A 13,158-nucleotide genomic window follows, 5' to 3' on the forward strand; every position below is an offset into this window, starting at 1 on the left:
CAGGCGGTCCGCTCGCCGTAATCTCATGCCATGACCGATGTCGCAGTGACGATGAAGACTGATTGGCTTGCGCTCGGAGCGGTGACGGTCACCGTGGTGTCCTGGGCGTCGGCGTTCGTCGCGATTCGGGGAGTCGGTACGTCGTTCGGAGCGGGTCCGCTGGCGCTCGGCAGGTTGCTGATCGGCACGGGCGCGCTCGGGCTGATTCTCCTGGCGAAACGCACCTGGGTCAGACCTACCCGCACCCAGTGGATCCAGATCCTCAGCGTCGGGGTGTTCTGGTTCGCGATCTACAACGTGGCCCTCAACGCCGCCGAACAACGCGTCGATGCAGGCACCACCTCGATGATCATTCAGATCGGCCCGATTCTCGTTGCCCTGTTCGCCGGACTCCTCCTCGGCGAGGGCTTTCCGCGGTGGCTCGTGATCGGCGCGGCGATCGCGTTCTCCGGGGCCGTGCTCGTGGGTGTCGTCACTGCCGTGACCACCACCGACACCGTCAGAACCGACGCGGATGCCCTCGGCATCGCACTGTGCCTCGTCTCCGCGGTGACCTACGCAATCGGTGTGCTCTGCCAGAAACCGGTGCTGCGCAGCGTGCCCGGCCTCCAGGTCACGTGGATGGCCTGCGCGATCGGCGCCCTGTGCACTCTCCCGTTCGCCCCGGCCCTGCTCGACGACTTGGCCGACACATCCGCCCAGGCAACCGGAGGCCTGCTCTACCTCGGCCTCGTTCCGACAGCGCTAGCGTTCTCCACGTGGGCCTACGCGCTCACCCGAATGGATGCAGGCAGGCTCGGCATCACCACGTACGCCGTCCCACCCATCACCGTTGCGCTGAGCTGGGCCCTGCTGAACGAAGTTCCGCACATCCTCGCAGTGCTGGGCGGCGTCGTCTGCCTCGTCGGCGTCGGGCTCTCTCGCCGACGGTGAGCGTCACAGCGCCTTGAACCGGGCTATCGCGACCTCTCGCTCGTGCTTGTGGTCGACGATGGCGTCGGGGTAATCCTTGGGGCGTCCGAACTTCAAGGTGTGCACGGCCTTGCCTTCTTCCCCGCGCAGCTCGGGAACCCAGCGGCGTACGTAATCACCGGTGGGGTCGAACTTCTCGCCCTGGGTGATCGGGTTGAACACACGAAAGTACGGGGACGCATCGGTTCCCGTGCCTGCCGTCCACTGCCAGCCGTGTTGGTTGCTGGCCAGATCGCCGTCGACCAATCGGTCCAGGAAGTATCGCGCTCCCCACCACCACGGCAGATGCAGATCCTTGACGAGGAACGACGCCACGATCATGCGGACCCGGTTGTGCATCCAGTTCTCGGAATTCAGCTGTCGCATACCGGCGTCGACGATGGGAAAGCCGGTCTTGCCGTCCTTCCACGCGTCGAACAGCTCCTGGGCGTGCTTGCTGGTGTCCAGCTCGATCTTGTCGAACTTCTTGTCGTAGTTCTCCCGCGCGCTGTCCGGGCGCTGAAACAGAATGTCCGCGTAGAAGTCTCGCCAGGCGATCTGGCGACGGTACGACGCGGACCCCTCGCTGCGCAGTTTTCCGAGGTCAGCCAGCATCGTCCGCGGGTGGATGGTGCCGTACTTCAGGTGGACCGACATACGCGAGGTCGAGTCCAGGTCCGGCCGGTTGCGCTCGTCGTCGTAGTCCGAGACTCGCTCCAGAAACTCGGCCCAGGCGCCGGACGCAGCCTTCTCCCCTGCAGGCGCGTCGGACGCGTCCTTTTCGGTGGGGATCTTCACGCGTCGGGGAAGCCCCTTCACATCCGACGGGTCGAGCCACGACACGGTTTTCGCCGACGTGTCCGCCGGGCCTCGCCATCCGTGCTCCATCCACTGCCGGAAGTACGGCGTGAACACGCGGTAGGGCTCGCCGTCGTTCTTGGTGACGCGGCCGGGGGCGATAGCGTAGGGCGATCCCGTCGACACCAACGACACGTGTTCACCGACGCGCTCGTCCCTGGACCGCCCGTACGGCCCGTAATCCGCGCTGATGTGGACCTCCTCGGCGTCGACGGCCTTCGCGACCTTGGGTACCACGGTTTCCGGATCACCCTTCACGACCAGCAGTCGACCGTCCAACTGCTCGTCGAGTGCCTCGAGCGAACGGAAGAGAAAGTCCCGACGCGGCCCGCCCGACGCCTTCAGCAGCACGTCGTCGAGAACGAACAATCCGAGCACGGGCCCGTCGGAATCGGCCGCAGCCGTCAGCGTCGGAAGATCACCGGTTCGCAGGTCACGTCGAAACCACACCACAGTCATGCGTGTATTCATACCCGCGGGACTGTTCGACAATCCATTTCTCACAGTTCTCCCACGTTTGCCTCACCGAGTCCCCAAAGTAGCCTTCTACCTTGGGAAACATGAGAAACACAGCAACCCCCATCTTTCCGGGAGCGGCGTCGCTGATCGACACGACGTGCACGTTCGACGCCTACTACGCCAAGCTCTACGCCAATGCACCTGAACTGGCGTGGACGCTCGATGCCGATCGCGAACGCCGCAGTGCGCTCGAGGAATTCTTCGCCAAATCGCCCGAGGAGCGCGAGATGACCGTCCGGAGCTGGGCGGCATAGCACGATAGAGCTGTGCCCGAATCAGCCACCGTACTCGTAGTCGACGACGACGCGGACGTGCTCGCCTCGCTTCAACGCGGACTCCGCCTGTCCGGATTCACCGTCATCACCGCGGTCGACGGCGCCGAAGCGCTCACCGCGGTCTCCCAGCGATCACCCGACGTGGTGGTCCTGGACATCAACATGCCGGTCCTCGACGGCGCCAGCGTCGTCAAAGCCCTCCGCGCGATGGGCAACGACGTACCCATCTGTGTGTTGAGTGCTCGGAGCTCGGTCGACGATCGCATCTCCGGCCTGGAATCCGGCGCCGACGACTACCTGACCAAACCGTTCGTCCTGGCCGAGCTGGTCGCTCGGATCCGCGCGATGCTGCGCAGACGCGCGACGGCACCTGCGCCACCCGAATCCAGCTCCGCCATCACCGTCGGCGGGCTGAGCGTCGACATCCCGGGCCATCGCGCCCACGTCGGGATGCGCGAACTGGATCTGACCAAACGGGAATTCGAACTGCTCGCAGTCCTCGCCAGGAACGCAGGCGTCGTCCTGACGCGTGAGCGGCTGCTCGAGCTGGTGTGGGGGTACGACTTCGTGGCCGACACCAATGTCGTCGACGTGTTCGTCGGTTATCTCCGGCGCAAGATCGAGGTCGACGGTCAATCCCGTGTCCTGCACACCGTGCGCGGTGTCGGTTTCGTGCTGCGGCCGAGCTCGTGAGGTTCTCTCTTCGCGCCCGAGTGGCCGTCGCGACCGCGCTGGGTGCGACGATCGTCGTCGCGACGCTCGCGACCGTCGCCTCCGTGGTCATCTCCCGCAACAACGTGAGCAACCTCGACGACCGGTTGACGACGGCGTCCCAGGTTCTGATTCCCAGTGCATCGAGCCTCGAACTGTTCCTCGACCAGCTGGGCAGCTCAGGGGCGTTCGCGGTGACGATCCGAACCGGCGACACCGTCATCGCGTCGACTCCGACGCAGCTGCCGAAGCTCGACGAGGGTTCGGAGACCGTCGACGTGGGAGGAGACCGTTTCCGCGTCTACACCTCGGAGGCTGTGTCGGCGACAAACATCATCATCTCCATCGGCGTTCCCGCCGCCGAGGCGCAGGAGATCACCGACGATCAACAGCGGTGGGTCATCTTCGGCGGATTGGCCGCCATCGCCGCGTCGACGGGCCTCGGCTGGATCTTCGGCGGCCGCGCGGTGAAACCGCTCGTGACACTGACTCGGCAGGTCAGTGCGCAGCCCCCGAGGTCGCCGGACACCTCGACCGGGGTGAAGGAGTCCGACGAGTTGGCCGTGGCCATCGCAGGCATGCTCGAACGACTCGGCGACGCGCAGGCACGTACCACCGAAGCACTCGGCACCGCTCGGGATTTCGCGGCGGTGTCCGCGCACGAACTTCGGACGCCTCTGACGGCGATGCGCACCGACATCGAAGTGCTGCGCACCCTCGACCTCGAGCCGCCGCAGCGACTCGAGATCCTGGAGGATCTGCAGCGGACGCAGGGCCGCGTCGAAGCAACTCTGACGGCTCTCGAGAAACTCGCGTCCGGTGAACTGTCCAGCGACAAGGATCGCGTCCCGGTCGACATCGTCGAGATCTGCGACGTGGCCGCTCAGGACGCGATGCGGCAGAACCCGGGTCTGACGGTCCGCGTCGAATCGGCCCCGTCGCTCGTCGTCGACGCTCTGCCCGCCGGACTCCGCCTCGCACTGGACAACGCCATCATCAACGCCGTTCGCCACGGGTCGGCCACCGACGTCGCGATCACGCTGACCGAGACGGAGTCCACGGTGCAGATCGTCCTCGACGACAACGGATCCGGAATCCCGCCCGCCGAGCGGGATTCCGTCTTCGAGCGCTTCTACCGTGGGGCGTCGGCGACGAAGGGTGGATCCGGCCTCGGCCTCGCCCTGGTGGCGCAGCAGGCCGAACTGCACGGTGGCCGAGCTCGCTTCACCGACAGTCCGCTCGGTGGGGCCAGACTGGTACTGGACCTCGCACGCGGACACTAGCGACCTGCTGCACCCGAGGACGCCAGCTCCTTGTCGGCCGGCTCGTCGGGATCCAACAGGTCGTCGACGTCGACGGTCTTCGGGTTGTCCAGCACGTAGGCGAGGCGTTCTCGATCGAGCTCGCCCGTCCACCTCGCGATGACGAGCGTTCCGAGTCCGTTGCCGGACAGGTTGGTCAGCGCACGGCCCTCGGACATGAAGCGATCGATTCCGACGATCAACGCGATACCCGCAACCGGGATCACCGAGTCGAATGCCGTCAACGACGCGGCAAGGGTGACCAGGCCTGCGCCCGACACGCCTGCAGCACCGTTCGACGAGATCAGCATGAACACGAGCAGACCGATCTGCGTCCAGATGGGGACGTCGATACCGAAGGCTTGGGCGATGAAGATCGCGCCCATCGACATGTAGATGGCGGTGCCGTCGAGGTTGAACGAGTAGCCGGTGGGAATGGTCATGCCCACCACGTGCTTCGGTGTGCCTGCCGCTTCCATCTTCGCCATCATCCGCGGAAGGACCGTCTCCGACGACGACGTGCCCAGCACGATCAGCAGTTCGTCCTTGATGTACCGCAGGTACTTGAAGATGCTGAACCCGGCGAGTCTGCAGATGGGGCCGAGGACGAACAGCAGGAACAGGATGCACGTGAGCCAGAAGGAACCCATGAACGTCGCGAGTGAACCGAGGATCGCGCTGCCGTGCTCGCCGATCGTGAACGCGATTCCGCCCATCGCACCCAGCGGCGCAACCCACATCACGAGCTTGATGACGCCGAACATGATCTTGGCGAACGTGTCCAGGGCGCTGACGACCGGTGCCGCCCGCGTGCCGAGCATCGTCACCGCTACGGCCACGAGGATCGCCAGCAGCAGTACCTGCAGCAACATTCCGTCGACGAATGCACTCGCGAACGAGTCGGGTACCAGATTCAGGATGAACCCGGTCAGTCCCGTTCCGCTCGCTTCGCCGGCCGACTCGATGGTGCCCGCGGCCGCCGACGAGTCGAAGGAAGCGACGTCGTAGTTCAATCCACGCCCCGGCCCGAGGACGTTGACGACGACGAGGCCGATCGCCAGCGCGAACACGGTGGTGACGTTGAAGTACATGACGGTCTTGAAGGCGAGACCACCCGCTTTGGCCAGGTTCCCCATCCCCGCGATGCCGACGACGATCGTCGCGAAGATCGTCGGCGCGATGACCACCTTGACGAGTTTGATGAACAGATCGGCCATCCACTTCATCTCCGACGCCACGCCGGGAGCGGTGAGGCCGATGATGATCCCGACGCTGATTCCGACGAGAACCCAGAAGTACAGCTGGTGGTAGAAACGCTTGCGCTTGACGGTGTCACCCGTCTCGGTGGTGGAAGCCATGCCGCCAATGTTCCGCAGTGGCGCCCGTCACACCAACAAAGTTGCGTAGATTTGAGGTCGATCTGACATTCACATTTCGGACATAGGAGACGAGTGAGCGGAAGGATCGATCGACGGACCCTGCTCGCCGGGGTGTCGGCCGTGAGTCTCGCAGCCCTGCTGCCTGCGTGTTCCAGTCGGCCCGTTCCCTCCGTCGACAATTTGACGTTCGCGACGGGACCGGCGGGTGCGACCTACCGTGAGACGGGGACCGCGCTGGCCGAGCGCTGGAACGACGCCCTCGCCCGCCACGTCGTCGACATCGTCGAAACCGACGCGGCCGTCGACAACGCGGCACTGCTCACGGCCGGGTCCGTCGACCTGGGTTTCGTGAACGCCGACGTCGCGAAACCGTACGTCTCGGACTTCTCCGCACTGTTCCGGGTGTTCGATTCGGTGCTGCACCTCGCGGTCATGGCCGACGGGCCGGTACGAACACTGCAGGATCTACCGGGCATGCGGGTCGCGGTCGGCCTCCCCGGATCGGGAACCCGCTTCACCGCGCTTCGACTCCTCGACTCGGCCGGGCTCGCCGTCACTCCACTGTCCTACGGCCAGGACGACGCGGCCCGGGCACTGCTCTCCGGCGAACTGGATGCAGTCTTCTCGTTGACCGCGATGCCGACACCGGCCCTCGACTCGCTGGTCAGAGACGCCTCGGCGGTGGGCCGAGCCGTCGAATTCGTCGATCTCGCCGTCGACACCGAGGCCGTACGGGCCGCCTATCCCGGAGAGTACGTCGGCGTCGTGATCTCACGGACGGTGTATCCGGACATCGCGTCGAGTCGCACCCTCGCCGTTCCCACGTTCGTGCTGGTGCGCAACGAGTTTCCACGCGACTTGGCTCGTTTCCTGACGGCGAGCACGTTCGAGAATGCCAGGGCGCTGTCGATGAACCGCCCGGAAGCAGATCAGATCAACCCGCGAACCGGGGCCGCCACCACACCCGTTCCACTGCATCCCGGTGCAGCGGACTGGTTCCGCGAACAGAAACCCTGACTCACGCTGACGCACAGGGCAATCGAACAGTCGCCACGATTCCGCCACCGGAAGCACCCCGTAAGTCGAACGTTCCTCCCACATCGGCCACCACATCACTCACGATGGCAAGACCCAACCCTGTCCCGGCCACGTTCTGATGCCGTGGCGCGCGCCAGAATCTCCCCGTCGCCGCAGTCGTCTCCGATTCCGACAACCCGCGACCATCGTCCTCCACCTCGAACAACGCCCAGCGACCCTCGGATTCGGTGCGCATCCGGACCGTCACCGTCGTGCCGCCGGACAGCCGGGCGGCGTTGGACACCAGTTCGTCGAGCACCGCGACGAGGCCACCGGAGGGTTGGCGGACGGTGCGACACCCCGGAGCCGGTTCCTCGATCACCAACCGAACCCCGGCGCTCTCCGCGCACGCCTGCCACCGCGGCCGCGCGGCATCGAACACGTCGACGACCGAGCACAGGTCACCGTCACGTTCACCGTCGTCCCGCTCCGCGGAGACGGCGCCGAGCATCGCTTCGAACGTCGCACCCAGTTCCACCGTCTCGGCAACGGCATCCTCGTGGGCCTCGCGGGCGTCACCGTCGCGCAGCCAGGGCCGTAGATTCTCGACCGACAAACGCAAGCTGGCCAACGGATTTCGGAGCTGGTGGGCGGCGTCGGTGACGAACGCGCGCTGACGCTGCATCGACCGCTCGACGGTGTCGGCCATCGTGTTGAACGATTCCGACAGTTCGCGTAGCTCCTGCGGGCCTCGATCGACGTCCGCGCGGGTCGTGAAATCGCCTGCGCCGATACCGGCAGTGCTGCGCTCCAGATCGCGGACGGGCCGAAGAATCCACGATGTCAGCGGCCACAACCCGGCGAGCAACCCGGCGACGGCGACCACCAACACTCCGATACCGACAGCCCATTGGGACAGGCTCCCGGCGCGCAACGTGTCCGTCGGAGCCTCGATGACGACGACGGCGGTCACCTGGGAGTCCCGGCCGACCGGTTCGACCACCCGCACGGGAGCGGCGGTCCACGGGTAGACAGTCGGCGCCTCGGACACCCGGCCGCCCGCGAACGCACGCCTGACGGCACCGGCCAGTTCCTCGTCGTCGGGAAGCGGAACGCCGGGGTCGTACACGGTCGCCCCGTCCAGAGCGAGCACCCACACCGCTGAGTCGTACAACGCCGAGTACGACGCCAGTTCCTCTCCCAGCCCGGTCGATTCCCCGGATTCGATCGCCGCGTCCACCTCGGAGGCGAATCGCACTGCGTCACCGGTCCGGTCGATGAACACACGCTGGGTTGCGCGCTCGGACACCAGAATCGCGTACGGGATACCCACGCCGAGAACGAGAAGGGCGATCACCGGGACCATGCTGAGAACGATCCGTCTGCGCACGGCTGTCCGTCAGCTCTCGGACGCCGATTCGAGCCGATATCCGACGCCTCGGACCGTCGTGATCGACGCTGCGGCGCCGAGTTTGGTGCGAAGCGACGCCATGTGGGTGTCGAGGGTCCTGGTGTTTCCTTCGCGGGCGGACTGCCACACGTGATCCAGGATGCGGTCGCGCTCGACCACGACGTCCACGTTCTGAGCGAGGAGCACGAGCACGTCGAACTCCTTGCGGGTCAACGGAAGAACCGTGCCTGCCAGCAGAACTTCGTGACGGTCGCGATCGATGCACAGCTCCCCGTGCCCGATACGACCCTGCGATTCCAGAGGTACGGACGAGAGCCTGAGCCTGCGCATCACGGCGTCGATACGCGCCATGAGCTCGGCGATCCCGAAGGGCTTGACCAGATAGTCGTCCGCGCCGGCACGAAGTCCGCGGACGCGGTCGTTCGTGGCCCCACGCGCTGTGACGGCGATAACCCCGGTGGACGGATGGTCCCGCAGCGCTCGGATCACGTCCACACCGTCTCCGTCGTCGAGACCGAGGTCGACGAGAGCAATGGCGAAGTCCTGCCGAGCCATCGCCCGGCGGGCTGCCGCGACCGCGCCGACCCGTTCGACGTCGAAACCCTCGGCATGCAAGGACCGACGCAGAGCACGGGCCACGCGATCGTCGTTTTCGACGACCAATGCCCACATGTCCGAAAAGTCTACTTCGGGAGACTTCGAACTGTGGGTACTTGGTCGACGACCGGTCTACGTCAGTTGACGCCGAGCAGGTCGATCACGAACACGAGGGTCTTTCCGGACAGGCGATGACCGTGTCCGGCTGGGCCGTAGGCGAGCTCCGGCGGAATGGTGAGCTGACGGCGTCCGCCCACCTTCATCCCGGGAATGCCGTCCTGCCAGCCCTGAATCAGGTTCTGGAGCGGGAACTTGATGGACTCCCCGCGGTTCCACGAGGAGTCGAACTCCTCGCCCGAGTCGAACTCGACCCCGACGTAATGCACCTCGACGGTATCGCCGGGTGAGGCTTCGTCACCGTCTCCCTCGACCAAGTCCACCAGCACTAGATCGATGGGTGGAGGGCCTGCCTGGAACTCGATAATTGGCTTCGTCACGCACTCCACCCTACGTCGCGCTGGTCAGCCGATCGGGTCAGCCATGCGAATGACGTCGTATTCGCAGGTCAGCACGTTTCCGGTGGCGGCGTCGGACATCTCGACCTTCCACGCGTCGGCGAACTGGTCGACGCCGGGATGCATCGAGATCGTGCCCGAGATCAGGATGGTTCCGCGCTTGAACAGCCCGCGCTCACGGAGCACGTCGAGCCAGTACTTCGGAGCGAGGAGATCGGCCAGCGACCCCGTCTGAATCGGGGTCTCGCCGACCCATGCCTTCAGCGTGATGTCGTCGATGCGGTCCGCGACGTCGGACAGACGCCACGCACCGGAACCGAGCACGTCGGGTGATGCGTTCTTGCTCCACGCGACGCTGTGGACCTCGAGGTCGCGGTCGGTGTGATCACACGCGACGGTGAGCAGCACGTCGTCGTCGGTGTCGCCGAGAACGACGAGCGCCCACTCGGCTTCACCGGAGGTGCGCCCGTGCTGCACGTGCACGGCGTTCGTCTGCTGAGCCAGGTACGGCGAGATGGGGTACATCGCGGGCGTGACGGTCGGTGCCGGAACACCGAGTTCGGCCAACTCGGCGATGTGATGAGCAACTTCTTCCTGATTGCGGCCCGCGTAGCCGGCGTTGAGCAGATTCAGCGGTTCGACGGTCTCGGTGGTTCCGTCCGGAAGCGTGAACGTCAGCATCGTGAATGCCTCTCTCGTTAATTGATTGTTTCGAATACGCCGAAAAGCTTGCGCATACGTCTTGTATACAGCAAGTATGGAATCAGTACAACGGATACAGTGATCCAAGGCACAGACGAAGGAGTTGCCATGACTGCGCAGACAGTCGAAAAGAAAGGCCTGGTCAAGGCATTTGCGGCCAGCCTGACGGGCACCGCATTGGAGTGGTACGACTTTGCCGTCTACTCCGCGGCGGCCGCCCTGATCTTCCCGATCGTCTTCTTTCCCGACAGCGATCCACTGACCGGCACCCTGCTGGCCTTCTCGACCTACGCGGTCGGATACGTGGCACGCCCCGTCGGCGGATTCGTCTTCGGACGCCTCGGCGACGTCATCGGCCGCAAGCAGTTGTTGGTCATCACGCTGCTGCTGATCGGCGTCACCACATTCCTCATCGGTTTGATCCCGGGTTACGACACCATCGGCATCGTCGCCCCGATCCTCCTGGTCACGATGCGCTTCGCCCAGGGCGTGGCCGTCGGCGGCGAATGGGGCGGCGCGGTACTTCTGTCGAGCGAATACGGCAACCCCCGTCAGCGCGGCTTCTGGTCGTCGGCCGCACAGATCGGTCCCCCAGCCGGAAACCTCCTCGCCAACGGTGCTCTCGCCGCACTCACCCTCGCCCTGACCGAGGAGCAGTTCGAATCCTGGGGCTGGCGCGTCGCGTTCCTGCTCTCCGCAGTACTCGTCGGCTTCGGACTGTGGATTCGCCTGAAGCTGGAGGACACTCCGGTGTTCAAGGCACTCCAGGAAAGCGGAGATCGCTCCGAAGCGCCGATCAGCGAGGTCTTCAAGTTTCAGCGTCGCCCTCTTATCGCCGCGATTCTGTCCCGCATCGCCCCCGACGTCATCTACGCACTGTTCACCGTCTTCTCCATCACGTACGGCACACAGAAGCTCGGCTTCGAACGCAGCGAAGTTCTGATCGCCATTCTCATCGGCTCTGCATTCCAGCTCGGCCTGATCCCGCTCGCCGGCGCCCTGTCCGACCGCATCAACCGCCGCCTCGTCTACGGCGTCGCCGCCGTCGGTGGAGTCGCCTGGAGCGCAGTGTTCTTCCTGATCATCGGCGGAAGCTCGCTGCCGCTGCTGATCCTCGGCGTCGTCGTCGGACTGGCGTTCCACTCGTTCATGTACGGACCGCAGGCAGCCTTCGTCACCGAGCAGTTCACCGTGCGCCTGCGATCGACCGGCAGCTCGCTCGCCTACACCCTCGCAGGAGTCGTCGGTGGAGCCATGGCACCGCTGATCTTCGTCTTCCTGCTGGACAAGACCGACACCTGGACGCTGATCGTCGCCTACGTCGCCGTCGTCGGCGCCCTGACCGTCCTCGGCCTCGCGCTCGGACGCAACCCCGACCGGGCCGAGGAAGAGGAGTACGAGGTCATTCGCGCGACTACGCCCTCAACAGGATCTGCAGTGTGACTTCCAGATGATCGTCGATCGCCCGATGCACGAGGTCCTCGTCGCCGCTCTCGAGAGCGACGACGATGGCCTCGTGCTCGGTGCACACGTTGCGCTGGCGATCGGACGCCGCGAACAACGCGGTCAATCCGACGCGCAGCTGACGGGCCCGCAGGCCTGCGTACGTCCGCGACAGCAGTTCACTGCCGGCGGAATCGATCAGAATTTGATGGAACCTGCCGTCGAGGTCGATGAATTCCTTTGCAGCATCATCGGTTCGAACCTCGGCGAGCACCTCCTGAGCACCGAGGGCGTCGCGCATCAGGGCCACCGGCGGGGTGCCGGTTCCGACGGCCACCGAGCCCGCGTGACGCTCCAGCACGCCTCGCAACTCCATCAACTCACCGATCTGGCGGCCGGACATCGCGGGAACGTGAGCACCCCGCTTGGGTACCATCTCGACAAGACCCTCCGCCTGCAACATCAACAGGGCTTCACGAACCGGCGTGCGAGACACCCCGATTCGAGTCGCCAGGTCCTGCTCGTTCAGAAATGTTCCGGTGGCCGCAGGTGACGTGAGCACTTGGTCACGAACGAACGAGTACGCCTTGTCCCTACCCGACACCGATTGCATACGATATGTATACCTCTCGACGCGCTACGAAACCATGCACAGCGCCCACGAAACAGGAGATCAGCAGATGAGCACCAGCCTCCGAATCAGCCTTGCCCAGGTCACCAGTGGAACTGAACCATCGGACAATCTGCGAATCATCGACACCCACGCCCGCGCAGCCAAAGAAGCCGGATCCTCCGTCGTCGTCTTCCCGGAAGCGATGATGCGGTGCTTCGGCGGACCGATTCGCGGCGTCGCAGAACCCCTCGACGGCCCGTGGGCCGACGGCGTCCGTGCGATCGCGTCCAGCGTCGGAATCACGATCGTCGCGGGAATGTTCACCCCCGCCGACGACGACCGTGTCGCCAACACCCTCCTGGTCACCGGCGACGGCGTCGACGCGAGCTACGACAAGATCCACCTCTTCGACGCCTTCGGTTTCGCCGAATCCGACACGGTCGCACCGGGTTCCGAACCGCTCGTCCTCGACATCGACGGTGTACGCATCGGCTTCGCGACGTGCTACGACATACGCTTCCCCGCGTTGTTCCAGAAGCTCGGCGACCTCGGCGCTCAACTGGTCGTCGTCGCCGCGTCGTGGGGCTCCGGTCCGGGCAAGGCCGAACAGTGGTCGCTGCTCGCCCGAGCCCGCGCCCTCGACTCCACGGCGTTCATCGCCGCCTGCGACCAAGCACAACCCGAGCAGTCGAACGGAACCGCGCCCCTGGGCGTCGGCCACTCCATCGTCAGCTCCCCCACCGGCGAGGTACTGGGTCAACTCGACACGACTCCCGGCATGCTGACCGTGGAGATCGACACCACACAGGTCGAGTCGGTGCGCCAGAACCTACCGGTCCTGAAGAACCGCCGACAGTTCTGACGGG

At 65.3% G+C, this 13,158-nt stretch carries 14 protein-coding genes; 7 read left to right on the plus strand and 7 right to left on the minus strand.

The genetic code is table 11. From position 1 onward, the window contains the following. The first annotated feature begins 30 nt into the window (after positions 1 to 30). Positions 31 to 933, plus strand: coding sequence for a DMT family transporter (locus tag CH292_RS03570; protein WP_094654006.1), 903 nt, complete (start codon positions 31 to 33; stop codon positions 931 to 933). 3 nt (positions 934 to 936) lie between these two features. Here the strand turns inward: CH292_RS03570 and CH292_RS03575 are convergent, their stop codons facing one another. Beyond that, entirely contained in the window at positions 937 to 2,268 is a 1,332-nt protein-coding gene (locus CH292_RS03575) for a deoxyribodipyrimidine photo-lyase (protein ID WP_019664387.1), read from the minus strand. Positions 2,269 to 2,369: 101 nt separating this feature from the next. Between CH292_RS03575 and CH292_RS03580 the strand changes: the two genes are divergently transcribed. Genes CH292_RS03580 through CH292_RS03590 form a run of 3 tightly spaced genes read left to right on the plus strand, consistent with a single transcriptional unit; the run spans position 2,370 to position 4,597 of the window. After that, positions 2,370 to 2,582 (plus strand): hypothetical protein, encoded by a 213-nt coding sequence (locus tag CH292_RS03580; RefSeq protein ID WP_019664386.1) that lies wholly within the window; start codon positions 2,370 to 2,372, stop codon positions 2,580 to 2,582. A gap of 12 nt (positions 2,583 to 2,594) precedes the next feature. Continuing rightward, entirely contained in the window at positions 2,595 to 3,296 is a 702-nt protein-coding gene (locus tag CH292_RS03585) for a response regulator transcription factor (RefSeq protein ID WP_019664385.1), read from the plus strand. Between the two features lie 20 nt (positions 3,297 to 3,316). Continuing rightward, positions 3,317 to 4,597 (plus strand): sensor histidine kinase KdpD, encoded by a 1,281-nt coding sequence (locus CH292_RS03590; protein WP_019664384.1) that lies wholly within the window; start codon positions 3,317 to 3,319, stop codon positions 4,595 to 4,597. On the opposite strand, the gene dctA is transcribed toward CH292_RS03590, so the two are convergent. Then, positions 4,594 to 5,973, minus strand: a complete 1,380-nt coding sequence (gene dctA, locus CH292_RS03595; RefSeq protein WP_019664383.1) for a C4-dicarboxylate transporter DctA — start codon at positions 5,971 to 5,973, stop codon at positions 4,594 to 4,596. The genes CH292_RS03590 and dctA overlap by 4 nt on opposite strands. 93 nt (positions 5,974 to 6,066) lie before the next feature. On the opposite strand from dctA, the gene CH292_RS03600 reads away from it, so the two are divergent. Then, positions 6,067 to 7,011: a TAXI family TRAP transporter solute-binding subunit gene (locus CH292_RS03600; protein WP_094654007.1), complete on the plus strand. Its 945-nt coding sequence runs from the start codon at positions 6,067 to 6,069 to the stop codon at positions 7,009 to 7,011. Between the two features lies 1 nt (position 7,012). On the opposite strand, the gene CH292_RS03605 is transcribed toward CH292_RS03600, so the two are convergent. From CH292_RS03605 to CH292_RS03620, 4 genes are all read right to left on the minus strand, one after another. After that, positions 7,013 to 8,377 (minus strand): HAMP domain-containing sensor histidine kinase, encoded by a 1,365-nt coding sequence (locus tag CH292_RS03605; protein ID WP_230621147.1) that lies wholly within the window; start codon positions 8,375 to 8,377, stop codon positions 7,013 to 7,015. A 33-nt stretch (positions 8,378 to 8,410) separates the two neighbouring features. Beyond that, positions 8,411 to 9,094 (minus strand): response regulator transcription factor, encoded by a 684-nt coding sequence (locus CH292_RS03610; protein WP_019664380.1) that lies wholly within the window; start codon positions 9,092 to 9,094, stop codon positions 8,411 to 8,413. A gap of 62 nt (positions 9,095 to 9,156) precedes the next feature. Beyond that, entirely contained in the window at positions 9,157 to 9,516 is a 360-nt protein-coding gene (locus CH292_RS03615) for an FKBP-type peptidyl-prolyl cis-trans isomerase (RefSeq protein ID WP_026347664.1), read from the minus strand. A 24-nt stretch (positions 9,517 to 9,540) separates the two neighbouring features. Further along, complete coding sequence (locus CH292_RS03620) at positions 9,541 to 10,215, minus strand: DUF2848 domain-containing protein (RefSeq protein ID WP_019664378.1); 675 nt, start codon at positions 10,213 to 10,215, stop codon at positions 9,541 to 9,543. Between the two features lie 129 nt (positions 10,216 to 10,344). On the opposite strand from CH292_RS03620, the gene CH292_RS03625 reads away from it, so the two are divergent. Next, positions 10,345 to 11,679 (plus strand): MFS transporter, encoded by a 1,335-nt coding sequence (locus CH292_RS03625; RefSeq protein WP_019664377.1) that lies wholly within the window; start codon positions 10,345 to 10,347, stop codon positions 11,677 to 11,679. Here CH292_RS03625 and CH292_RS03630 read toward each other — a convergent pair. Then, the gene (locus CH292_RS03630; RefSeq protein WP_019664376.1) at positions 11,651 to 12,292 is read right to left on the minus strand and encodes a GntR family transcriptional regulator; all 642 of its coding nucleotides are present in this window, start codon (positions 12,290 to 12,292) and stop codon (positions 11,651 to 11,653) included. The two genes, CH292_RS03625 and CH292_RS03630, sit on opposite strands and share 29 nt — an antisense overlap. A gap of 67 nt (positions 12,293 to 12,359) precedes the next feature. Between CH292_RS03630 and CH292_RS03635 the strand changes: the two genes are divergently transcribed. After that, positions 12,360 to 13,154, plus strand: coding sequence for a carbon-nitrogen hydrolase family protein (locus tag CH292_RS03635; protein ID WP_218830165.1), 795 nt, complete (start codon positions 12,360 to 12,362; stop codon positions 13,152 to 13,154). The last annotated feature ends 4 nt before the right edge of the window (positions 13,155 to 13,158 follow it).

The sequence above is a fragment of the Rhodococcus sp. 14-2470-1a genome (genome assembly GCF_002259425.1).
Classification (GTDB): domain Bacteria; phylum Actinomycetota; class Actinomycetes; order Mycobacteriales; family Mycobacteriaceae; genus Rhodococcoides; species Rhodococcoides fascians_E.

Bases quoted from the DNA above. Each gene is read 5' to 3' on its own strand.
- CH292_RS03570 (WP_094654006.1), top strand. From the start codon at position 31: ATGACCGATGTCGCAGTGACGATGAAGACTGATTGGCTTGCGCTCGGA.
- CH292_RS03575 (WP_019664387.1), bottom strand. From the start codon at position 2,268: ATGACTGTGGTGTGGTTTCGACGTGACCTGCGAACCGGTGATCTTCCG.
- CH292_RS03580 (WP_019664386.1), top strand. From the start codon at position 2,370: ATGAGAAACACAGCAACCCCCATCTTTCCGGGAGCGGCGTCGCTGATC.
- dctA (WP_019664383.1), bottom strand. From the start codon at position 5,973: ATGGCTTCCACCACCGAGACGGGTGACACCGTCAAGCGCAAGCGTTTC.
- CH292_RS03605 (WP_230621147.1), bottom strand. From the start codon at position 8,377: ATGGTCCCGGTGATCGCCCTTCTCGTTCTCGGCGTGGGTATCCCGTAC.
- CH292_RS03610 (WP_019664380.1), bottom strand. From the start codon at position 9,094: ATGTGGGCATTGGTCGTCGAAAACGACGATCGCGTGGCCCGTGCTCTG.
- CH292_RS03620 (WP_019664378.1), bottom strand. From the start codon at position 10,215: ATGCTGACGTTCACGCTTCCGGACGGAACCACCGAGACCGTCGAACCG.
- CH292_RS03625 (WP_019664377.1), top strand. From the start codon at position 10,345: ATGACTGCGCAGACAGTCGAAAAGAAAGGCCTGGTCAAGGCATTTGCG.
- CH292_RS03630 (WP_019664376.1), bottom strand. From the start codon at position 12,292: ATGCAATCGGTGTCGGGTAGGGACAAGGCGTACTCGTTCGTTCGTGAC.
- CH292_RS03635 (WP_218830165.1), top strand. From the start codon at position 12,360: ATGAGCACCAGCCTCCGAATCAGCCTTGCCCAGGTCACCAGTGGAACT.